At 67.2% G+C, this 22,010-nt stretch carries 23 protein-coding genes and 1 pseudogene; 22 read left to right on the top strand and 2 right to left on the bottom strand.

Going from position 1 to position 22,010, the window contains the following annotated elements; translation table 11 throughout:
• The 13 genes from AC11WY_RS13960 to AC11WY_RS13900 all read left to right on the top strand — a co-directional run bounded on the left by AC11WY_RS13960 (window position 1) and on the right by AC11WY_RS13900 (window position 11,520).
• Window positions 1–1,239: a urate hydroxylase PuuD gene (locus AC11WY_RS13960; protein ID WP_482926508.1), complete on the top strand. Its 1,239-nt coding sequence runs from the start codon at window positions 1–3 to the stop codon at window positions 1,237–1,239.
• 93 nt (window positions 1,240–1,332) lie between these two features.
• Window positions 1,333–2,226 carry an HpcH/HpaI aldolase/citrate lyase family protein gene (locus AC11WY_RS13955; protein ID WP_482926506.1) on the top strand — a complete coding sequence of 298 codons (894 nt, stop codon included), beginning with the start codon at window positions 1,333–1,335 and terminating at the stop codon, window positions 2,224–2,226.
• Between the two features lie 10 nt (window positions 2,227–2,236).
• The gene (locus tag AC11WY_RS13950) at window positions 2,237–2,791 is read left to right on the top strand and encodes an NnrU family protein (RefSeq protein WP_482926504.1); all 555 of its coding nucleotides are present in this window, start codon (window positions 2,237–2,239) and stop codon (window positions 2,789–2,791) included.
• Between the two features lie 4 nt (window positions 2,792–2,795).
• Entirely contained in the window at window positions 2,796–3,824 is a 1,029-nt protein-coding gene (locus AC11WY_RS13945) for a MaoC family dehydratase (protein ID WP_482926532.1), read from the top strand.
• 198 nt (window positions 3,825–4,022) lie between these two features.
• A complete protein-coding gene (gene sdhC, locus AC11WY_RS13940; RefSeq protein ID WP_482926502.1) occupies window positions 4,023–4,409 on the top strand; it encodes a succinate dehydrogenase, cytochrome b556 subunit in 387 nt (128 codons plus the stop codon).
• A gap of 14 nt (window positions 4,410–4,423) precedes the next feature.
• On the top strand, window positions 4,424–4,804 hold the full coding sequence (gene sdhD, locus AC11WY_RS13935; protein WP_482926500.1) for a succinate dehydrogenase, hydrophobic membrane anchor protein: 381 nt from the start codon (window positions 4,424–4,426) through the stop codon (window positions 4,802–4,804).
• Between the two features lie 14 nt (window positions 4,805–4,818).
• Window positions 4,819–6,621 carry a succinate dehydrogenase flavoprotein subunit gene (gene sdhA, locus AC11WY_RS13930; protein ID WP_482926498.1) on the top strand — a complete coding sequence of 601 codons (1,803 nt, stop codon included), beginning with the start codon at window positions 4,819–4,821 and terminating at the stop codon, window positions 6,619–6,621.
• 1 nt (window position 6,622) lies between these two features.
• On the top strand, window positions 6,623–6,925 hold the full coding sequence (locus AC11WY_RS13925) for a hypothetical protein (RefSeq protein WP_482926496.1): 303 nt from the start codon (window positions 6,623–6,625) through the stop codon (window positions 6,923–6,925).
• A gap of 3 nt (window positions 6,926–6,928) precedes the next feature.
• Complete coding sequence (locus tag AC11WY_RS13920) at window positions 6,929–7,705, top strand: succinate dehydrogenase iron-sulfur subunit (protein WP_482926494.1); 777 nt, start codon at window positions 6,929–6,931, stop codon at window positions 7,703–7,705.
• A 61-nt stretch (window positions 7,706–7,766) separates the two neighbouring features.
• Window positions 7,767–8,594 (top strand): DUF429 domain-containing protein, encoded by an 828-nt coding sequence (locus AC11WY_RS13915; RefSeq protein ID WP_482926492.1) that lies wholly within the window; start codon window positions 7,767–7,769, stop codon window positions 8,592–8,594.
• A 2-nt stretch (window positions 8,595–8,596) separates the two neighbouring features.
• Window positions 8,597–8,794: a hypothetical protein gene (locus tag AC11WY_RS13910; protein ID WP_482926490.1), complete on the top strand. Its 198-nt coding sequence runs from the start codon at window positions 8,597–8,599 to the stop codon at window positions 8,792–8,794.
• A 49-nt stretch (window positions 8,795–8,843) separates the two neighbouring features.
• Window positions 8,844–9,707, top strand: coding sequence for an urea carboxylase-associated family protein (locus AC11WY_RS13905; RefSeq protein ID WP_482926488.1), 864 nt, complete (start codon window positions 8,844–8,846; stop codon window positions 9,705–9,707).
• A 226-nt stretch (window positions 9,708–9,933) separates the two neighbouring features.
• Complete coding sequence (locus tag AC11WY_RS13900; protein ID WP_482926486.1) at window positions 9,934–11,520, top strand: 2-isopropylmalate synthase; 1,587 nt, start codon at window positions 9,934–9,936, stop codon at window positions 11,518–11,520.
• Window positions 11,521–11,542: 22 nt separating this feature from the next.
• On the opposite strand, the gene AC11WY_RS13895 is transcribed toward AC11WY_RS13900, so the two are convergent.
• Window positions 11,543–11,680, bottom strand: a complete 138-nt coding sequence (locus tag AC11WY_RS13895; protein ID WP_482926484.1) for a hypothetical protein — start codon at window positions 11,678–11,680, stop codon at window positions 11,543–11,545.
• A 319-nt stretch (window positions 11,681–11,999) separates the two neighbouring features.
• Between AC11WY_RS13895 and AC11WY_RS13890 the strand changes: the two genes are divergently transcribed.
• The 7 genes from AC11WY_RS13890 (at window position 12,000) to AC11WY_RS13860 (ending at window position 19,721) form a co-directional block, all read left to right on the top strand.
• Complete coding sequence (locus AC11WY_RS13890) at window positions 12,000–13,037, top strand: rod shape-determining protein (protein WP_482926482.1); 1,038 nt, start codon at window positions 12,000–12,002, stop codon at window positions 13,035–13,037.
• A 44-nt stretch (window positions 13,038–13,081) separates the two neighbouring features.
• On the top strand, window positions 13,082–13,984 hold the full coding sequence (gene mreC, locus AC11WY_RS13885; protein ID WP_482926480.1) for a rod shape-determining protein MreC: 903 nt from the start codon (window positions 13,082–13,084) through the stop codon (window positions 13,982–13,984).
• Entirely contained in the window at window positions 13,977–14,516 is a 540-nt protein-coding gene (locus tag AC11WY_RS13880) for a rod shape-determining protein MreD (protein WP_482926478.1), read from the top strand. Before mreC ends, AC11WY_RS13880 begins: the two co-directional genes overlap by 8 nt.
• Window positions 14,513–16,456: a penicillin-binding protein 2 gene (gene mrdA, locus AC11WY_RS13875; RefSeq protein WP_482926476.1), complete on the top strand. Its 1,944-nt coding sequence runs from the start codon at window positions 14,513–14,515 to the stop codon at window positions 16,454–16,456. The genes AC11WY_RS13880 and mrdA overlap by 4 nt, the downstream gene beginning before the upstream one ends.
• Window positions 16,453–17,598 carry a rod shape-determining protein RodA gene (gene rodA, locus AC11WY_RS13870; RefSeq protein ID WP_482926474.1) on the top strand — a complete coding sequence of 382 codons (1,146 nt, stop codon included), beginning with the start codon at window positions 16,453–16,455 and terminating at the stop codon, window positions 17,596–17,598. Before mrdA ends, rodA begins: the two co-directional genes overlap by 4 nt.
• Window positions 17,599–17,710: 112 nt before the next feature.
• Window positions 17,711–18,646, top strand: a complete 936-nt coding sequence (locus tag AC11WY_RS13865) for a 2-hydroxyacid dehydrogenase (protein ID WP_482926472.1) — start codon at window positions 17,711–17,713, stop codon at window positions 18,644–18,646.
• Between the two features lie 196 nt (window positions 18,647–18,842).
• Complete coding sequence (locus AC11WY_RS13860; protein WP_482926470.1) at window positions 18,843–19,721, top strand: DMT family transporter; 879 nt, start codon at window positions 18,843–18,845, stop codon at window positions 19,719–19,721.
• On the opposite strand, the gene AC11WY_RS13855 is transcribed toward AC11WY_RS13860, so the two are convergent.
• Window positions 19,714–20,586, bottom strand: coding sequence for a MurR/RpiR family transcriptional regulator (locus tag AC11WY_RS13855; RefSeq protein WP_482926468.1), 873 nt, complete (start codon window positions 20,584–20,586; stop codon window positions 19,714–19,716). The genes AC11WY_RS13860 and AC11WY_RS13855 overlap by 8 nt on opposite strands.
• Window positions 20,587–20,743: 157 nt before the next feature.
• On the opposite strand from AC11WY_RS13855, the gene AC11WY_RS13850 reads away from it, so the two are divergent.
• Together AC11WY_RS13850 and AC11WY_RS13845 are read left to right on the top strand one after the other, a co-directional pair.
• Complete coding sequence (locus AC11WY_RS13850; protein ID WP_482926466.1) at window positions 20,744–21,532, top strand: N-formylglutamate amidohydrolase; 789 nt, start codon at window positions 20,744–20,746, stop codon at window positions 21,530–21,532.
• Window positions 21,533–21,590: 58 nt separating this feature from the next.
• Window positions 21,591–22,010: pseudogene (locus tag AC11WY_RS13845) on the top strand (glutamine synthetase); the annotation flags it as partial.

Genomic DNA, 22,010 nt, shown 5'->3' with positions numbered 1-22,010 from the left:
ATGTACGATCTGGCCGTCTTGGCAGAATGGGTTCAGTTCGCGGTGCGCTGGACCCATGTGATCACCGGAATCGCCTGGATCGGCTCGTCGTTCTACTTCATCGCGCTCGACCTTGGGCTGCACCGCGACCGCAATCTGGCCAGCGGCGCGGATGGCGAGGAGTGGCAGGTGCATGGCGGCGGCTTCTACCATGTGCAGAAGTATCTGGTGGCGCCCGAGGCGATGCCGGACCACCTGATCTGGTTCAAATGGGAAAGCTACATGACCTGGGTGTCAGGCTTCACCATGATGATCCTGGTCTACTATTTCGGTGCCAACTTCTTCCTGATCGACCCGGCGGTGATGAACCTGACGGTGCCCGAGGCGATCGGCATCTCGATCGGCTCGCTGGTGTTCGGCTGGATCGTCTACGACCTGATCTGCAAGTCGAAGTTCGGCGATGACAACACCCGGCTGATGATCGGGCTCTACATCATCCTGGTGGCGATGAGCTGGGGCTACACCCATGTCTTTTCCGGCCGCGCCGCGCTTTTGCACCTTGGCGCCTTCACCGCCACGATCATGTCGGCCAACGTTTTCTTCATCATCATGCCGAACCAGCGCATCGTGGTGGCCGACCTGAAGGCGGGGCGCAAGCCCGACCCGAAGGATGGCAAGATCGCCAAGCAGCGCAGCACGCACAACAACTACCTGACGCTGCCGGTCTTGTTCCTGATGCTGTCGAACCACTACCCGCTGGCCTTTGCCACCGAATACAACTGGATCATCGCCAGCCTCGTGTTCCTGATGGGCGTGACGATCCGGCACTATTTCAACACCCGCCACGCGCGCAAAGGCAACCCGACCTGGACCTGGCTGGCCACCGCGCTCTTGTTCCTGCTGATCGCCTGGCTGTCGACCGCGCCGATGTTCCCGCACGACACGCAAAGCGGCGACATCACCCCCTCGCCCGCCGATGCGCGCTTTGCGCAGGCGGCCGGATTCGAGGATGTCACGATGATCGTGCAGGGCCGCTGTTCCATGTGCCACGCCAAGGAACCGGGCTACGAGGGCATCCTGTGGGCGCCAAAGGGCGTGCGGCTGGAAACCCCCAACGAGATCGCGCACGAGGCCGAGCGCATCTACATTCAGGCGGGCGTGACCCATGCCATGCCGCCCGCCAACCTCAGCATGATCGAGCCCGCCGAACGCGCCAGGATCGTGGCCTGGTATCGCGCGGCAATTGGTCAGGGAACCTGAGCGGTCAATCCTGCGGGTCCGACCTTCGGCCCCCTCGCGGCGGCGCGGCATTCGTGCTAGCACGCGGCGGAATGGGCTTACGAGGAGGCAAGCATGGAGCCGCGTGCAAGACCCTGGCGGTCTGTCCTTTACATTCCGGGTTCCCGGCAACGGGCCTTCGAGAAGGCGCGCGGGCTGGCCATCGACGCGATCATCTTCGATCTGGAGGATGCGGTGGCGCCCGACGAGAAGGTCGCGGCGCGCGAGTTGCTGGCGCGGACGCTGCCGGTGACGGATTTCGGGCCGCGCGCCCGAATCGCCCGCATCAACGGCTTCGACACGCCCTGGGGGCGCGATGATGCACGCGCGCTGGCCGGATCGGGCGCCGATGCGGTGCTGATCCCCAAGGTCGGCAGCGCCGCGGATGTGGAGGCGGTGGCCGAGGTGCTGCCCGATGTGCCGCTGTGGGCGATGATCGAGTCGCCGCGCGGCGTGCTGAACGCGGCCCAGATCGCTGCGCATCCGCGGATGCAGGGCTTCGTGCTGGGCACCAACGACCTCGCCAAGGACTTGGGCGCCCGCTTTCGCGCCGACCGGCTGCCGCTGATGACCAGCCTTCAGATGGCGCTGCTGGCGGCGCGGGCCGAGGGGCTGATCTGCCTCGACGGGGTCTACAACGCCTTCAAGGACGACAACGGCCACAAGGCCGAATGCGCGCAGGGCCGCGACATGGGCTTTGACGGCAAGACCATCATCCATCCGCGCCAGATCGCCGTGGCCAACGCTGCCTTCGCCCCCGGCGAGGCCGAGATCGACCTTGCCCGGCGCCAGATCGAGGCGTTCGAGGCGGCCCAGGCGCAGGGCCAGGGGGTGGCGGTGGTCGATGGCAAGATCGTCGAGAATCTGCACGTCGTGACAGCGCGCCAGACGCTGGCCAAGGCCGAGGCGATTGCCACGATGACGGCCCTGCAAACGGCGCAGGAAGAAAAACTCGTCCAGGAAGCGTAAGGGAAATCGCATGGCACTTCTGATCCTCGGTGTGGCGCTCTGGTATGTGGCGCATCTCTTCAAGCGCGTCGCACCCGGTCCGCGTCAGGCGATGGGCGACAGCGCGAAGGGCGCGGTGGCCGTCGGGCTGGTGATTGCGCTGGTGCTGATGGTGATCGGCTATCGCTCGGTGCCGAACATGCCCAACCTGATCGCCATTCCCGGCAATGGTCATCTGAACAACACCCTGATGCTGATCGCGGTGATCGTGTTCGGCGCGGGCATGTCGAAAGGGGTGCTGTGGACCTATATCCGCCACCCGATGCTCTGGGGCACCACGCTGTGGGCGCTGGCGCATCTGGTGGTGCACAACGACGGACCCTCGATCGTGCTGTTCGGCGGCATGGGCCTTTGGGCGCTGATCGCGATGGCGCTGATCAACCGGGCCGGGCCGTGGCAGCGCCCGGCCTCGGGCGGGATCAAGCGCGATGCGGTGCTCGTGGTGATCGCACTGGTGATGTACGGGCTGATCACGATGGTTCACAAGATGCTCGGCTACAACCCGTTCCTCGGGATGTATGCGTGACGCAATGAAGACCAACGCGGGCCGGTTCTTCGAGGATTACCGGGTGGGCGAGGTGATCGCCCATGCCGTGCCGCGCACCGTGTCGGGGGGGGAACGCGCGCTTTACCACGCGCTCTACCCGGCGCGCGGGGCGCTTTACTCCTCGGACGAGTTCGCGCGGGCCTGCGGGCTACCTGCCTCGCCGATCGACGATCTGGCGGCGTTCCATCTGGTCTTCGGCAAGACGGTGCCGGACATTTCGCTGAACGCCATCGCCAACCTTGGCTATGCCGAGGGGCGTTGGCTGCGCCCGGTCTGGCCGGGCGATACGCTGCGCGCGTCTTCGGAAGTGATCGGGGTCAAGGAAAACTCCAACGGCAGCTCGGGCGTGGTCTGGGTGCGCACCACGGGCGTGAACCAGCATGACGTGCCGGTGATCGAATACGTCCGCTGGGTGATGGTGCGCAAACGCGGCACCGGCCCGGCGCCCGATCCGGTGGTGCCGGTGCTGGCCAAGGCGGTCGAGCCCGCGGCGCTGGTGGTGCCGGAGGGGTTGCACTTCGAGGGCTACGATTTCACGCTGGCGGGCGAGCCGCACCGCTGGGGCGACTATGCGGTGGGCGAGACGATCGACCACGTCGATGGGGTGACCATCGAGGAGGCCGAGCATATGCTGGCCACGCGCCTGTGGCAGAACACCGCCAAGGTGCATTTCGATGCGACGCAGCGGGCGGATGGCAAACGGCTGATCTATGGCGGGCATGTGATTTCGCTGGCGCGGGCCTTGAGTTTCAACGGGCTGGCCAACGCGCAGATGGTCGTGGCGCTGAACGGCGGGGCGCACGCGAACCCCTGTTTCGCGGGCGACACGGTGCGGTGCTGGTCGGAAGTGCTGGACCGGGCCGAGACTCCGGTGCCCTCGGTCGGCGCGCTGCGGCTGCGGCTGGTGGCGGTGAAGCAGGGGGCGGAACCCTTCGCGCTGAAGGGCGAGGATGGCAAATACCGGCCCGAGGTGCTGCTGGACCTTGATTACTGGGCGCTGATTCCGCGCTGAGTCGCGGCGCGGACAATCCTGTGATCACACAATTTGCGGCCGTGATCACAAATCCCACTTTTCTGCGCCTGCATCGTGTTTTGGCGCGCTCACGGCGTCTCCGTGCGTGACTTGGCCAAAAAAAGGGCTATTGATCATGCCCAACGACGGGCGACCCCGACACGACGGGCGGCCCGTCCCGGAAAAAAGGGAACCCTCATGGCTGACGTGAACCGGGGCAACCGGCCGCTTTCCCCCCATTTGCAGATCTATCGGCCGCAGATCACCACCACGCTGTCGATCGTGCATCGCATCACCGGCGTCGGCCTCGGGCTGTCGGCGTTCCTGATCGTCTGGTGGTTCGTCGCGGCGGCGGTGTCGCCGAGCTATTTCGGCTTTGTCGACGGGGTGCTGACCTCGTGGATCGGCCTTCTGGTGATGGTCGTCTCGCTTTGGGCGCTGTGGTACCACCTGCTGAACGGCATCCGCCATCTGCGCTGGGACATGGGGATCGGCATGGGGATCGGCGAGACCGCCCGATCCGGCTGGATCGTTGTCGGGCTGTCGGTCGCAATGACCGTGCTGACCATCGCCTTGGTCATCTGAACGCGGGGGAACCGATGTCTTACAAAACCGAATACGCGCGCGTCCGGGGGCTGGGGTCGGCCAAAAGCGGCACCGAACACTTCATCTCGCAGCGCCTGACGGCGATCGCGCTGGTGCCGCTGATCCTGCTGTTCCTGCTGCCTTTCGCGCATGCGCTGGGGGCGGGGCACGCGGCGATGCTGGCGATCTATCGCAACCCGCTGAACGCCATCGTCGCGCTGGCGACCCTCGTGGCGCTGTTCCAGCATGTGCGCTTTGGCGTGCAGGTGGTGATCGAGGATTACGTTCCGGCCGGACGGCACCGGCTGCGCTGGCTGGTGGCGAACGCGCTGTTGTGGCGCGGCCTGATGCTGGCGGGGATTTTCGCCGTGCTCAAGATCGCCCTGGGCGCGTGACGGGAGAATAAGAAATGGCGGCTTACGAATACGAAACGCACGATTACGACGTGGTCGTGGTGGGTGCGGGTGGCGCGGGCCTGCGGGCCACGCTGGGCATGGCCGAACAGGGTCTGCGCACCGCCTGCGTGACCAAGGTGTTCCCGACCCGGTCGCACACCGTGGCGGCGCAGGGCGGCATCGCGGCGAGCCTGTCCAACATGGGGCCGGACCACTGGCAATGGCACATGTACGACACCGTCAAGGGCTCGGACTGGCTGGGCGACACCGACGCGATGGAATACCTGGCGCGCGAGGCGCCAAAGGCGGTCTACGAGCTGGAGCACTACGGCGTGCCGTTCAGCCGCACCGAAGACGGCAAGATCTACCAGCGCCCGTTCGGCGGCCACACCACCGAGTTCGGCGAGGGCCCGCCGGTGCAGCGCACCTGTGCGGCGGCGGACCGGACGGGGCACGCCATCCTGCACACCCTCTATGGCCAGAGCCTGAAGAACAACGCCGAGTTCTTCATCGAGTATTTCGCCATCGACCTGATCATCACCAATGGCGCCTGCACCGGCGTCGTCTGCTGGAAGCTCGACGACGGCACCATCCACGTCTTCAACGCCAAGATGACGGTGCTGGCCACCGGCGGCTATGGCCGCGCCTTCTTCTCGGCGACCTCGGCGCATACCTGCACCGGCGACGGCGGCGGCATGGTGGCGCGCGCGGGCCTGCCCTTGCAGGACATGGAGTTTGTCCAGTTCCACCCGACCGGCATCTATGGCGCGGGCTGCCTGATCACCGAGGGTGTGCGCGGCGAGGGCGGCTATCTGACCAACTCCAACGGCGAGCGGTTCATGGAACGCTATGCGCCGCACTACAAAGACCTGGCCTCGCGCGACGTGGTCAGCCGCTGCATGACCATCGAAATTCGCGAAGGCCGCGGCGTCGGCCCCGAGAAGGATCACATCTTCCTGAACCTCAGCCATCTGCCGCCGGAAACGCTGGCGCTGCGGCTGCCGGGGATTTCGGAAAGCGCGCGCATCTTCGCCGGGGTGGACGTGACCAAGGAACCGATCCCGGTGCTGCCGACGGTGCATTACAACATGGGCGGCATCCCGACCAACTACTGGGGCGAGGTGCTGAACCCGACCCACGACGCGCCCGACGCCGTGTTCCCCGGCCTGATGGCGGTGGGCGAGGCGGGCTGCGCGAGCGTGCATGGCGCGAACCGCCTTGGCTCCAACTCGCTGATCGACCTTGTGGTGTTCGGCCGTGCGGCGGCGATCCGCGCCGGGCAGGTCGTCAACCCGGCCACCGCCGCCCCGGCGACGAACAAGGCCGAGGTTGACAAGGCGCTGGACCGGTTCGACGGTCTGCGCCACGCCAACGGCCACACTGCCACCGCCGACCTGCGGCTGGAGATGCAAAAGACCATGCAATCCGATGCCGCCGTGTTCCGCACCGACAAGACGCTGGCCGAGGGCGTGGCGAAAATGGAAGCGGTGGCCGCCAAGGTCGCCGACCTGAAGGTGACCGACCGCAGCATGGTCTGGAACAGCGACCTGATGGAAACGCTGGAACTGACCAACCTGATGCCGAACGCGCTGGCCACCATCGTGGCGGCCGAGGCGCGCAAGGAAAGCCGCGGCGCCCACGCGCACGAGGATTACCCGAACCGCGACGACGTGACCTGGCGCAAGCATTCGCTCGCCCATGTCGACGGCACCCGGGTAACGCTGGATTACCGCCCCGTGCACCTCGCCCCGCTGACGACCGAGGCCGAGGGCGGCATCGACCTGAAGCGGATCGCACCCAAGGCACGGGTGTATTGAGATGCGCGCCGCCCCGGCCTGCGCGCTGACACTGGTGGCCCTGTCGGCCGCCTGCGGCCCGGTGACGGTCGAGCAGGCCGAGGCCGATTGCTTTCGCACCGCGCAACTGGCCAGCCACCCGCGCGGCACCGTCGCGCTGGGCCTCGGCAGCGGCGGCGCGCGCCTTGCGGGGGCGGATGTCACGATCAGTTCCGACTATTTGCTGGGGCGCGACCCCGCGCTGGTCTATGCGTCCTGCGTCCAGCAGGAATCCGGCCAGCCGCCGCGCCGGCCGCTCTATGACAGACCCGATTGGAGGGGATGACCGATGGTCCAGTTCACGCTTCCCAAGAACTCGAAGATCCGCACCGGCAAGACCTGGCCGCAGCCGGATGGCAAGAACGTCCGCAAGTTCATGATCTATCGCTGGACGCCGGATGACGGCGAGAACCCGCGGGTGGATACCTATTTCGTCGACATGGACAAGTGCGGCCCGATGGTTCTGGACGCGCTGATCAAGATCAAGAACGAGATCGACCCCACGCTGACCTTCCGCCGGTCGTGCCGCGAGGGCATCTGCGGCAGTTGCGCGATGAACATCGACGGGATCAACACGCTGGCCTGCATCTATGGCCTGGACGAGATCAAGGGCGACGTGAAGATCTACCCGCTGCCGCACATGCCGGTGGTGCGCGATCTGGTGCCCGACCTGACGCAGTTCTACGCCCAACACGCCAGCATCATGCCCTGGCTGGAAACCAAGACGAACAGCCCGGTGAAAGAGTGGCGCCAGTCGATCGACGACCGCGCCAAGCTGGACGGGCTTTACGAATGCGTGATGTGCGCCTGCTGCAGCACCTCCTGCCCCAGCTACTGGTGGAACGGCGACAAGTATCTTGGGCCGGCCGCGCTCTTGCACGCCTACCGCTGGATCATCGACAGCCGCGATGAAGCCACCGGCGAGCGGCTGGACGATCTGGAAGACCCGTTCAAGCTTTACCGCTGCCACACCATCATGAACTGCACCAAGACCTGCCCGAAGGGGCTGAACCCGGCCAAGGCGATTGCCGAGATCAAGAAGCTGATGGTGGAACGGGTGGTGTGAGCCAGCCCCATCGACCCCGGAGCGGCCCCGTTGCGGCGGGGCCTTTTCGTCTGGAGGGGGGATGCGGATTTTCGGGATAGACTTCACCAGCACGCCGACGCGGGCCAAGCCGATCACTTGTGCGGTGTGCAGGCTTGTGGGTCAAACGCTGACGCTGGAGCGGATGGACAGCTTCGACTCGCTGGGCGGGTTTGAGGCGCTGCTGCGCACGCCCGGCCCCTGGGTGGCCGGGTTCGACTTCCCCTTCGCGCAGGCGCGCCGGTTTCTGTCGGGGATCGGCTGGCCGGGGGTGGAGACTTGGGCGGGCTATGTCGGGCATGTCGGCACCCTGACCCGTGCTCAGTTCCGCGATGACCTCACCGGCTACCGGACGGGTCGGGCGCCGGGGGACAAGCACCACCGGCGCGGCGTCGATGGCCGCTGCCGGTCGCAAAGCCCGCAGACGATCGACTACACGCCGGTCGGCCTGATGTTCCACGAAGGTGCGCCGCGTCTGCTGGCGGCCGGGGTGCATGTGCCGGGGCTGCACTCGGGCGATGAGGCGCGGACCTGCGTCGAAGCCTACCCCGGCATCGTCGCCCGCGATCTGATCGGGCGGGTCAGCTACAAGGCGGACGATCCGGCGAAGCAGAGCGGGGCGCAGGCCGAGGCGCGCCGCCGGTTGCTGGCGGTGCTGTGCGGCGAGGCGGGGAGTGCGCGGTTCGACGGGATCACGGTTCAGGCGCCGCCCGATCCGGCGGCGGACCCGACCGGCGACCGGCTGGATGCGCTGATCTGCGCGCTGCAGGCGGCCTGGGCGTTCCGGCAGGGATACGCGACCGATGGCCCGCCCCACGCCGACCCGCTTGAAGGCTGGATCGCCGATCCGGCCGCATTGCCACAGGTGTAGTCATGGCGCTGTTTCCCTTCGTCATCATCGCGGTCTTTGTCGGCATGTGGCTGATGCGGCGCGGGTCGACGCTGACCCGCGAATGCCGCTGGCGCGCCGAGGGCGGCGGCGGGCGGTTCCGGTGCGCGGCCTGCGGCGCGGTCTGCGATCTGGCGCCGGGCAAGCAGCCGCGCCAGTGCCTGAAATCGTCCCCGGCTTGACGATCCAGAGGGCGCGCCGCATCGTGGCCGCGACCCGCAAGGAGCCGAAATGAAGCTGAGCACCCCCGAGACCGCCCTGCCCGCCGATGCCGCCGCCCGCAAGGCGGTTGCGCCGGTGATCTGCTACCCGGTGGCCAGCCTGCCCCGGCCGGATCTTGGCCTTTATCGCCGCGTGCGGAAGGGCGCGGTGAAGACCGGCGAGACCCTCGTGCCGCCGCGCGAGGCGCGGTGTTTCGATGTTCCGGCGGGCCATTTCTTCCGCATCACTTGCGTCGAAGGCCCGCAGGTGGGCGATCTGAACCTGTGGGCCGCGGGTGATCTGACGGAACGTTTCTATTCCGGCAAGACGCGGGCGCTGCATGGCACGCATCTGTCGACCGGCGACCGGATGTGGTCGACGTTTCCCAGCCTGCGGCCGATGGCGACCATCACCGCCGATACGCTCGACTGGTACGGCTTCGATGCCTTCGGCGGGTCGGTGCATGACGTGATCGGGACGCGCTGCGACCCCTATACGCATCGGCTGCTGTCGGGGGGAGAGTATCACCATTGCTGCCATTCCAACCTGACCCGCGCCTTGGCGCAGGCCCGCAACCTGCCGCTGTTTGAGGCCGAGGCGCTGGTGCATGACGTGCTGAACGTCTTCATGTGCACCGGCTTCACCCGCGATACCGGGCAGTATTTCATGAAGGCGAGCCCGGTGCGCCCTGGCGACCATCTGGAGTTCTTCGCCGAGATCGACCTGCTGGGCGGCCTGTCGGCCTGCCCCGGCGGCGATTGTTCGGCGGAACATTCCAGCGATGCCGCCGCCTGCCACCCGCTGCTGGTCGAGGTGTTCCGGCCAGAGCCGGGCGCGCTGACCGGCTGGGAAAGCCCGGCGCGGAACGCCTATGGCCGCAGCCACGGGATCTGATCCGGCCGGGGCAAATTCGCCCTTCCCTTTTCCCGATCCGTCCTTATAGTTTCGCTCCATGACACGGGCGTTGATCATTTCCTTTGCCTCGGGGGCTCATGGCCTCCTGCCCGCCCGTGGGCTTCTGCTTCTTGGCTGCCTCTGAGCGTGCCCCTTGGGTGCGACCGCTCGGAGGTGACCAGCGCCCGCAAGCACGACGCCAAGAGACCAGCAAAGAGACAGACCAATGACCGATACCCCCAAAGCCGCCCGCATCCTGCCCTCTGACCAGGACCGCGTGCTGATCTTCGACACCACGCTGCGCGATGGCGAACAGTCGCCCGGCGCGACCATGACGCATGAGGAAAAGCTGGAGATCGCGACGCTCCTCGACGAGATGGGCGTGGACATCATCGAGGCCGGGTTCCCGATCGCCTCGATCGGCGATTTCGAGGCGGTCAGTGACATTGCCCGGCAGGCGAAAAACGCGGTGATCTGCGGCCTCGCCCGCGCCAGCATGGGCGATATCGACCGCTGCTGGGAGGCGGTGAAGCACGCGAAACGGCCGCGCATCCACACCTTCATCGGCACCTCGCCGCTGCACCGCGCGATCCCGAACCTGACCATGGACCAGATGGCCGAGCGCATCCACGCCACCGTCACCCATGCCCGCAATCTGTGCGACAACGTGCAGTGGTCGCCGATGGATGCGACGCGCACGGAACACGACTATCTCTGCCGCACGGTGGAGATTGCCATCAGGGCGGGCGCCACCACGATCAACATCCCCGATACCGTGGGCTACACCGCGCCGCGCGAAAGCGCCGCGCTGATCCGGATGCTGCTGGAGCGGGTGCCGGGCGCCGACAAGGTGGTCTTTGCCACCCATTGCCACAACGACCTCGGCATGGCGACCGCGAACGCGCTGGCGGCGGTGGAGGCCGGCGCGCGGCAGATCGAGTGCACGATCAACGGGCTGGGCGAACGCGCGGGCAACACCGCGCTGGAAGAGGTGGTGATGGCGCTGAAGGTGCGCAACGACATCATGCCCTACCGCACCGGCGTCGATACCACCAAGATCATGAACATCAGCCGCAAGGTCGCCACCGTGTCCGGCTTTCCGGTGCAGTTCAACAAGGCCATCGTCGGCAAGAACGCCTTCGCGCATGAAAGCGGCATCCATCAGGACGGGATGCTGAAGAACGCCGAGACGTTCGAGATCATGCGGCCGACCGACATCGGCCTCGCCGAGACCAATCTGGTGATGGGCAAGCATTCGGGCCGCGCGGCGCTGCGCGCAAAGCTCGCCGATCTGGGCTATGAACTGGCCGACAACCAGCTTGCCGATGTGTTCGTGCGGTTCAAGGCTTTGGCCGACCGCAAGAAGGAAGTCTACGAAGACGACCTGATCGCGCTGATGCAGGACAGTTCGACGAACGAAAAGAACGACTTCATGCAGATCAAGCATCTGCGCGTGGTCTGCGGCACCGAGGGCCCGCAGACCGCCGACCTGACGATGACGATCGACGGGGTGGACCACAGCGTCCACGCCACCGGCGACGGGCCGGTTGATGCCACCTTCGCGGCGGTCAAGGCGCTCTTTCCGCACACCGCGCGGTTGCAGCTTTATCAGGTGCACGCGGTGACCGAAGGCACCGACGCGCAAGCCACCGTTTCCGTGCGGATGGAGGAGGACGGCAAGATGGTCACCGGGCAGTCGGCCGATACCGACACCGTGGTGGCCAGCGCGAAAGCCTACGTCAACGCGCTGAACAAGCTGATCCTGCGGCGACAAAAGACGAAACCGGCCGAGGCCGCGCGCGCCACGCTCTGATCGCCTGAACGGCCCGGGTCGCTCAGGCGATCCGGGCCGTCATCGGCGTGATCTTGCGCAGGCCGCCATAGCCCAGCATGACCGGCGCCTGCACCACCTGCAGCCCCTGAGCCCCGGTGGTCAGCGCCGGCAGCGCCTCCTCCATCTCGATCCGCGCCAACATCTCGCCAAGGCAGCGATGCGCGTGAAGGCCCGCGCGCCGGGTGGTGGGCGGCGCCGCTGGTCATCAGCATCATGTGGGTCAGAAAGTCATGCGCCCGCCCCGGCACGCCCGGAAGGCAAGAAACCTGCCGGGCGATCGCATTTCCCCGTGATGGCGCCCCTCGTTTCGGAGCGATGCCGAAGATGTGGCGGGAAGGCGCCGTCGCCGCGGCACCTGCCCCTTTCCCTCGTTCGGGGCGCCGCCTATAAGGACGCCCGGCCTGCCTCGTTCGAGTCGCGGGTCTGATTATTATTGCGCAAGACAGGATCACCTCAGCATGGGTTGGCTCTCCGGTTTATTCTCGTCGGACATGGCGATCGACCTCGGCACGGCGAACACGCTGATCTACGTCAAGGGTCGCGGCATCATCCTGAACGAGCCCTCGGTCGTGGCCTACCACGTCAAGGACGGCAAGAAGCAGGTTCTGGCGGTGGGCGAGGACGCCAAACTGATGCTCGGCCGCACCCCCGGCAGCATCGAGGCGATCCGCCCGATGCGCGACGGCGTGATCGCCGACTTCGACGTGGCCGAAGAGATGATCAAGCATTTCATGCGCAAGGTGCACAAGCGATCGACCTTCGCCAGGCCGAAGGTCATCGTCTGCGTGCCCTACGGCGCGACGCCGGTGGAAAAGCGGGCCATTCGCCAGTCGGTTCTGTCGGCCGGTGCCCGGCGCGCCGGGCTGATCGCCGAGCCGATCGCGGCGGCCATCGGCGCCGGGATGCCGATCACCGACCCGACCGGCAGCATGATCGTGGACATCGGCGGCGGCACCACCGAGGTGGCGGTACTGAGCCTGGGCGATATCGTCTATGCCCGCTCGGTGCGCGTCGGCGGCGACCGGATGGACGAGGCGATCATCAGCTACCTTCGGCGCCAGCACAACCTGCTGGTCGGCGAGTCGACGGCCGAGCGGATCAAGACCTCGATCGGCACGGCGCGGATGCCCGACGACGGGCGCGGCGCCTCGATGATGATCCGGGGCCGCGACCTTCTGAACGGCGTGCCGAAGGAAACCGAGATCAACCAGGCGCAGGTCGCCGAGGCGCTGGCCGAACCGGTGCAGCAAATCTGCGAGGCGGTGATGATCGCGCTGGAAGCGACGCCGCCCGATCTTGCGGCCGATATCGTCGACCGTGGCGTGATGCTGACGGGTGGCGGCGCGTTGCTGGGCGAGCTGGATCTGGCGCTGCGCGAGCAGACCGGGCTTTCCATCTCGGTCGCCAACGAGTCGCTGAATTGTGTCGCTCTCGGAACCGGCAAGGCGCTGGAATACGAGAAGCAACTGCGGCATGTCATAGACTACGATAGCTGAAGCCGGGCCGTCGGCCGGGACTTGGCGCCAGAGGCGAGGCAGCCGTGGCGAAAGACAGAAATGGACAGGAAGATTTCGTCAGGCCCATCCGGCGTATTCTGGTGGGGCTGACGGCGGTTTTCCTGATCGCGCTTTTCCTGCTGTGGCGGGTCGACAGCCCGCGGGTGGAACGTTTCCGCACCGCGCTGGTGGATCGTTTCGTGCCGAGCTTTTCCTGGCTGATGCTGCCGGTTACCCGCGTCACGGTGATGGCCGAGGGCTTTCAGTCCTATGCCCGCATCTATGAACAGAACCAGGAACTGCGGCGCGAGTTGCAGCAGATGAAGGCGTGGAAAGAGGCGGCCCTGCAACTGGAACAGAAGAACGCCAAGCTGCTGGACCTCAATCAGGTGCGGCTCGACCCCAGCCTGACGCATGTCACCGGCGTGGTGCTGGCCGACTCGGGCTCGCCCTTCCGCCAGTCGGTGCTGCTGAACGTCGGCGCGCGCGACGGCATCATGGATGGCTGGGCGGTGATGGACGGGCTGGGGCTGGTCGGGCGCATCTCGGGCGTCGGCGAGACGACGAGCCGGGTGATCCTGCTGACCGACTCCAACAGCCGCATTCCGGTGACGATCGAGCCTTCGGGGCAGCACGCGCTGCTGCAAGGCGACAACACCGCGATTCCGCCGATCGACTTCGTGGAAAACCCCGATCTCGTGCGGCCGGGCGATCAGGTCGTGTCGTCGGGCGACGGCGGAGTGTTCCCCGCCGGCCTGCTGGTCGGGCAGGTCGCCGAGGGGCCGGACCGGCGGCTGAAGGTGCGGTTGGCGGCGGACTACGAGCGGCTGGATTTCCTGCGCGTGCTGCGCAGCCATGCCGCCGAACATGTCACCGATCCCGGCAGTCTGATCGCGCCTCCGGTGCCGCCGCAGCCACCCGAAACGGCGACGAAAACCAATGGCTAGGCCGGTCATCAGCCCACGCTGGGGCTTCCGCGGCCTTTACGTTGCGATTGCCGTCCTGCTGGTGGTGGTGCGCATCCTGCCGATCCGCACGCTGCCGACCACCCTGCCGGGGCCGGACCTTCTGACCTCCATCACCCTGGTCTGGGTGCTGCGGCGACCGGATTATGTCCCGGTGCTGCTGATCGCGGCGGTCTTCCTGATGGAGGATTTCCTGCTGATGCGCCCGCCCGGCCTCTGGGCGGTGATCGTGCTGATGGGCACCGAGTTCCTGCGCTCGCGCGAGGCGCTGACGCGCGAGCTTGGGCTGGCGATGGAATGGGCGATGGTGTCGACCGTGATGATCGCCATGGCGCTGGCTTACCGGCTGGCCTATGCGGTGGCCTTCCTCGACGAGCCGCCGCTGTCGCTGGTGGCGCTGCAACTGCTCGGCTCGATCCTGTGCTACCCGGTCGTGGTGGGGCTGTCGCGGCTGGCCTTCGGGCTGCGCAAGGCCGCCACCGGCGAGGTTGACGCGCTTGGGAGGCGGATGTGAGACGCTCGCCCAAGGATACCGAGGACAGCGCGCGCAAGATCAGCCGCCGCGCCCTGCTGCTGGGCGTGGGTCAGGCCGCGCTGGTCGGCGGGCTGACGCTGCGGATGCGGCAGATGCAGGTGTCCGAGGCGGACCAGTACCGCATGCTGTCGGACCAGAACCGGATCAACCTGCGGCTGATCCCGCCCGCGCGCGGCCTGATCTTCGACCGCAACGGCATCCCGCTGGCGGGCAACGAGCAGAATTTCAGCGCGGTGATCGTGCGCGAGGATGTCGGCGGCGAGGTCGACGGCGTGCTGCGCCGCCTTGCCGACCTGATCCCGCTGAGCGAGGACGACATCGCCCGCACCGAGCGCGACATCAAGCGCCACAGCGCCTTCGTGCCGATCACGGTGTCGGACCGGCTGAGCTGGGACGAGTTGTCGCGCGTCGCGGTGAACGCGCCCGCCCTGCCCGGCATCACGCCCGAGGTGGGGCTGTCGCGGCACTACCCGCTGGTCGAGGATCTGGCGCATGTGGTGGGCTATGTCGGCCCGGTCAGCGAATCCGATCTGGCCAAGATCGACAACCCCGACCCGCTGTTGCAGATCCCGAAATTCCAGATCGGCAAGATCGGGGTCGAGGCGCTGATGGAGGATGCGCTGCGCGGCTCGGCGGGCACCAAGCAGATCGAGGTCAACTCGGTCGGGCGGGTGATGCGCGAGCTGGACCGCAAGGACGGCCAGCCCGGCGAAAACCTGCAACTGACGATCGATGCCAAGCTGCAAAACTACACTCTGGCCCGGCTGGGCGACCAGAGTGCGGCAGCCGTGGCGATCGAGATCGCCACCGGCGACATCCTCGCCTGCGTGTCGTCGCCGTCGTTCGACCCCAACAAGTTCGTGCGCGGCATCTCGACGGCCGACTACCAGACCTACATGAGCAACGACCACCGGCCGCTGGCCAACAAGGCGGTGCAGGGCATCTATCCGCCGGGCTCGACCTTCAAGATCATCACCGCGCTGGCGGCGATGAAAGCGGGCGCGCTGAAGGTCACCGACAAGATCCGCTGTCCCGGCTACATCGACGTCAGCGGTCGGCGGTTCCACTGCTGGAACCACGGCGGGCATGGCGTCGTCGATCTGGAGGACGCGCTGACACAATCCTGCGACGTGTTCTTCTACACGGTGGCGCAACGCTGCGGGATCGAGGCGATCAGCGCGATGGCGGCGACAATGGGTCTGGGCGTCAGGCACGACCTGCCGATGTCGGCCATCGCCGAGGGCCTGAACCCGAACAAGGACTGGAAGAAGAAGTACCGCAAGCAGGACTGGCTGATCGGCGACACGATCAACGCGGCCATCGGTCAGGGCTATGTGCTGTCCTCGCCGCTGCAACTGGCGGTGATGGTGATGCGGCTTGCCTCGGGTGCGGCCGTGCTGCCGCGGCTGATCAAATCGGTGAACGGGGTCGAGGCGCCGATCGTGCCGGCCCACCCGCTCGGGATGGATCAGGCCGCGCTCGCGGCGGTGCGGGCGGGCATCTGGGGCGTGGTGAACGGCGCCCGCGGCACCGCCCGCGGCGCCCGGATCGAAGACCCGCACATGATCATGGCCGGCAAGACCGGCACCAGCCAGGTGCGCAACATTTCGGCCGCCGAGCGCGAAACCGGCGTGATCGCGAATGACAAGGTGCCGTGGAACCAGCGCGATCATGCGCTCTTTGTCTGCTACGCCCCTTATGACGCGCCGCAGGTCGCGGTGTCGGTCGTGGTCGAACATGGTGGTGCCGAGCATCAGGCCGCCCCGATGGCGCGCGACATCGTCCTGTTCGCGCTCAGCGGCGGGCTGCCGCCGCTCACGGCCTTTCCGGCCAGCGTTCGCAGCACCGTCGACAGCGAGCAGAAGGCCTTGCAGTTGCGCGACTTCAGCGTCGGCGCGCTGTCGCGGGTGCGGACATGAGTTATCTTGAATATAACGTCAAGACCGTCCCGACCGGGCTGCGCAAGGTGCTTTACCTGAACTGGGCGCTGGTCGTGCTGTTGATCGCGGTGTCCTCGGTCGGCTTCCTGATGCTCTATTCGGTGGCGGGCGGATCGTTGCAGCCCTGGGCGCTGCCGCAGATTCAGCGGTTCGTCCTCGGCCTTGCGATCATGTTCACCTTCGCCTTCGTGCCGATCTGGTTCTGGCGCAACATCTCGGGGGTGGCCTATCTGGTCTCGCTGCTGTTGCTGGTGCTGGTCGATGTCGCGGGTTCGGTCGGCATGGGCGCCCAGCGCTGGATCGACCTTGGCTTCATGCGGCTGCAACCGTCGGAACTGGCCAAGATCACTTTGGTGATGCTGCTGGCCTCGTATTACGACTGGCTCGACGTGAAGAAGACCTCGCGCCCGTTCTGGGTTCTGGTTCCGGTGATCCTGATCCTGGTCCCGATGGCGCTGGTGCTCAAGCAGCCCGACCTTGGCACCGCGATCCTGCTGTTGCTGGGCGGCGGCGTCGTGATGTTCGTGGCAGGCGTCAGCCTGTGGTATTTCGGTGTCGTGCTGGGCGCAGGCGTCGGCCTCGTGGCGGCGGTGATGACGTCGCGCGGCACGCCCTGGCAGTTGCTGAAGGACTACCAGTTCAAGCGGATCGACATCTTCCTCGACCCCGGATCGGACCCGCTGGGCGCGGGCTACCACATCAGCCAGGCCAAGATCGCGCTGGGGTCGGGCGGCTGGGTCGGGCGCGGGTTTCTGCAAGGCACGCAATCGCGGCTGAACTTCCTGCCCGAGAAACATACCGACTTCATCTTTACCACGCTGGGCGAGGAGTTCGGCTTTGTCGGCACGATTTCGCTTTTGATGCTTTACGCGCTGATCGTCATGTTCTGCGTGCATTCCGCGCTGAACAACAAGGACCGGTTTGGCGCACTCCTGACGCTGGGGGTGGCGGCGACGTTCTTCTTCTACTTCGCGGTCAACATGTCGATGGTGATGGGCCTTGCCCCGGTGGTGGGGGTGCCGCTGCCGTTGGTGTCCTATGGCGGCTCGGCGATGCTGGTCCTGATGGCGGCTTTCGGGATCGTGCAGAGCGCGCATATCCACCGCCCGCGCGGGCGATAAGGGTGGCGGCGGGGGCTGTCTGCCCCCACACCCCCGAGGATATTTTCACCAATGCGAAAAGAGGTTAGAAGGAGCGGCGCCGCAGGTTCGGTGCGCTTCGGGAGGGGTGTCGATGCCGATCCAGGTGCAATTCGCGGCAGGGCCAAAGCTGTGGCCGGAATACCGGGAGCCGCTGGCGCGGGCCTTTGCGGGGGCGGGGCTCGATGTGGAGATGGCGGAGGAGATGGCGCCGGAGGCGGCGGATTATGTGATCTTCGCGCCGGGCGGGACGATTGCGGACTTCACGCCCTATGTGCGCTGCAAGGCGGTGCTGAACCTCTGGGCGGGGGTGGAGCGAATCGTGGGCAACCCGACGCTGACGCAGCCGCTGTGCCGCATGGTGGACCCGGCGCTGACCGACGGCATGGTGGAATATGTGGTGGGTCACGTGCTGCGCCACCATCTGGGGATCGACCAGCACATCCTGCATCAGGACGGGGTGTGGCGAAATCACCTGATCCCGCCCATCGCGCGCGAGCGGCCGGTGACGATCCTGGGCCTGGGCGAGTTGGGTGCCGCCTGCGGGCAGGCGCTGGCGGCGCTGAATTTTCCGGTGACGGGGTGGAGCCGGACACCGAAGCAAGTGCCTGGAATCACGTGTCTTTCCGGCGCCGAAGGGCTGGAGATGGCGCTGACGGGGGCGCAGGTCGTGGTGCTGCTGCTGCCGCTGACAGCCGAGACGGAGAACCTGCTGAACGCCGAGCGGATCGGCCGGATGGCGCGGGGGGGCTTCGTCATCAATCCGGGGCGCGGCCCGCTGATCGACGACGCGGCGCTGCTGGCGGCGCTGGACAGCGGGCAACTGGCGCATGCCACGCTTGATGTGTTCCGGCGGGAGCCGCTGCCGCCGGGGCATCCGTTCTGGGCGCATCCCGGGGTGACGGTGACGCCGCACATCGCGGCGGATACGCGGGCGGAAAGTGCAAGCCGGATGGTGGCCGAAAACATCCGGCGCGGCGAGGCTGGGGAGGCGTTCCTGCATCAGGTGGACCGCGCGCGGGGGTATTGAGCACCGGGCGCGCAAGCCGTTGGGGCGGCTGCAAAATCGGGACACAGAAACCGCACCGAAACCACACCGACGTTGCACCGACGTTGACGCCGATCCGGCGCGGCGGGGAGCAGGCGCCGAAAGCGGCGGGCGGCGGTCGGGAACCGGCGCGACGGCGGTCGGCCCTGCGTGCCTTCTGCGCCAAAGGGAGGCGCGGATGGGATACCGGGCGGGCGTGGCGATGGTGCTGGCGGCGGGGGTGCTGTGGTCGTTCATGGGGTTGGCGATCCGCATGATCCCCGAGGCGGGCACCTGGGCGGTGGTGTTCTACCGGTCCCTGGGCATGGTGCCGGTGCTGCTGGCCTTCATCGCGCTGCGGTCGGGCGGGCGGCCCTGGGCGGTGATCCGGGGCGCGGGGGTGGCCGGGGTGATCGGCGGCGGCGGGCTGATCTTCGCCTTCCTCGGCGCGATCTATGCGATTCAGACCACGAGCGTGGCGAATGCGGTGTTCCTTTATTCCGCCTCGCCGTTCTTTTCGGCGCTGCTGGGGCGGATCGTGCTGGGCGAACGGGTGCGCCCGGCGACCTGGGCCGCGATCGGGCTGGCCGCCGTGGGCATCGCGGTGATGGTGCGCGAGGGGCTGGAAGGCGGCGCGCTGGCGGGCGACGCGGCCGCGCTGATCTCGGCGCTGGGGTTTGCCAGCTTCACCGTGGCGCTGCGCTGGGGCCGGGTCGGCGACATGTATCCGGCGGTGCTGCTGGGCGGCGTCTTCACCATCGCGCTGGCAGCGGTGGCGATCTGGTCGGGCGCGGGCACGCTGGCCCTGGCCCCGCGCGACGCGGGCATCGCGATGGCGATGGGGGCCGGGCTGCTGGCGAGCGGGATGGTGATCTACACGCTGGGCAGCCGGGTGGTGCCCGCCGGCGAACTGGCGCTGTTCAGCATGACCGAGGTGATGCTGGGGCCGGTCTGGGTCTGGGTGTTTCTGGGCGAGAAGGCCACGCCCGGCGCGCTGACCGGCGGCACGATCCTGCTGGCGGCGATTGCCGGAAATGCGCTGTCGGGCGCGCGGGCGCGCGCTGCGGCGGCTACTTGAAGCGGCGGAAGAAGCGGGCGCGGTCGTAAAGCCCCTCCAGCCGCTTCATCCGCGCCTCGGTATCGGTCCAGGTCCGCGCCTCGACCCCCGCCATCAGGGTTTCCACCAGCACGAGGATCGCGACGGTGGAATCCCAGGCCGAGGGCGCCTCGACATGCGCGGGGAAGACGTGGCGGGCGAAGGCGGCGGCGGGCGAGAGCCACTGATCAGTGAACAGCACCACCTCGGCGCCCTGCTCCACCGCCATCTCGACGATGCCGAGCACGGTGTTTTCGTAGCGGCGGATGTCGAACACCACCAGCACGTCGCCGGGGTTCACGTCGATCAGCGCGGCGGGCCAGGCGCCGGACAGTTCGGACATCAGCGCGACGCCGGGGCGGACGACCTTCATGTGCGTGACGAAATAATCCGCCATCGCATGGGTGATGCGCCCGCCCAGCGCCACGATCTTGCGGGCAGGGTCGGCCAGCAGGTCGCAGGCGGTATCGAACTCGGCGTGGTCGACATGGGCCAGCGTGGCTTGCAGGTTGCCCATTACCGCATCGGCGAAGCGGTTGAGGATATGCGTGTCGGGCACCCCGCCGGTCCAGCGGTCGTGCTTGGCCAGCGGCGAGACCAGCATCTCTTCGACCTCGGTGCGCAGGTTGCCCTGAAAATCCGGGTAGCCCTTGAAGCCGAGTTTCTGCACCAGGCGGACCACCGTGGGGGTGGAGACATCGGCCGCCTTGGCGAGCGCGGTGATCGAGCCGAGCGCGGCGACCGGGTAGTTGCCGAGGATGTGGTTGGCAAGCTGACGCTCGGCCCGGGTGAAGGTGGTGAAGCTGGCCCGCAGGTGCCGATCGATCGTCGCGCCGCCGTCGCTCATCCGGTTCCTCCGCTGTGCGGCCGTGCGGGGCCGCGTCACTCTGGCATAGCGCGTTCTGGAAAGTTTGTAACAGGAAATATCCGGAAGAAACAATCTTGACAGTCCTGCGGGCCTGAGGTCAGCCTTGTCACAAATCCGAACCAAGGCGACATGTCCGATGCCGGGCCCTGCACAACAAGAGACCTATCCCGCCGTGGTCGAAGCGCGCGAGGCGCCGGGGCCGGTTCTGGTGGTTTGCGAACACGCCAGCAACCTGATCCCTGCCGCATTCGGCGGGCTGGGGCTGAGCGAGGGGCTGCGTCAGGCGCATATCGCCTGGGATCCGGGCGCGCTGGCGCTGGCGCGCGGACTGGCGCGGCGGCTGAATGCCGGGCTGGTGCATGCCCCGGTCTCGCGGCTGGTCTACGACTGCAACCGGCCGCCCGATGCGTCGGGCGCCATCGCGGAACGGTCGGAGATGCACAGGGTGCCGGGCAATGCAGGGCTGACGGCCACTGCGCGCGCGCGGCGGGTGGCGGCGGTCTATCTGCCGTTCCACGACGGGCTGCATGCCGAGATCGCGCGGCGCCTGACGCTCGGCCCGGCACCGGTGATCGTGACCATTCACAGCTTCACGCCGGTCTGGTTCGGCACCCCGCGGGCGGTGGAGTTCGGCGTGATCCACGACGCCGATGCGCGGCTGGCCGGGGCGGTGCTGGACGAGGCGCGCGCAACCCTTGGGCTGCGGTCCGAGATGAACGCGCCCTATTCGGCGGCGGACGATGTGACCCATACGCTGAAGTTGCAGGCGCTGCCCTATGGGCTGCTGAACGTGATGCTGGAACTGCGCAACGACCTGATTGTGACGGCGGCGGCGCAGGACGCGGTGGCCGAGCGGTTGGCGCCGGTGCTGGCGCGGGCGGTGGCGCGCGTGACGGCGGCCCCGGCGCGGGCGCTGCGCACCTGAAAAGACACACGACCGGCGGGGCATGGCTCTGTCGGCATTACAACAGAGGGAAACGGACATGGCCGGAAATCTGACGTTCGAGGAGCTGAAGGAAGAGGTTGAGGCGGGGCGCATCGACACGGTGGTGGCCTGCATGGTCGACATGCAGGGACGCCTGATGGGCAAGCGGTTCCACGCCCGCAACTTCATCGAGACCTCGTGGCACGAGACGCATTGCTGCAACTACCTGCTGGCGGTTGACATGGATATGACGCCGGTGCAGGGCTACGCGGCCTCAAGCTGGGCGGGCGGCTACGGCGATTACACGCTGCGCCCGGACATGACGACGCTGCACCGGGTGCCGTGGCTGGAGGGCACCGCGCTGGTGCTGGCCGACGTGCTGGACCATCACGGCCACGACGAGGTCGCCCATTCGCCGCGCGCGGTGCTGAAAAAGCAGGTTGCGCGGGCGAAGGCGATGGGCTTCACCCCGATGATG

Source organism: Solirhodobacter sp. (assembly GCF_964715405.1).
This window is presented reverse-complemented; position numbering and strand designations above follow the sequence as displayed.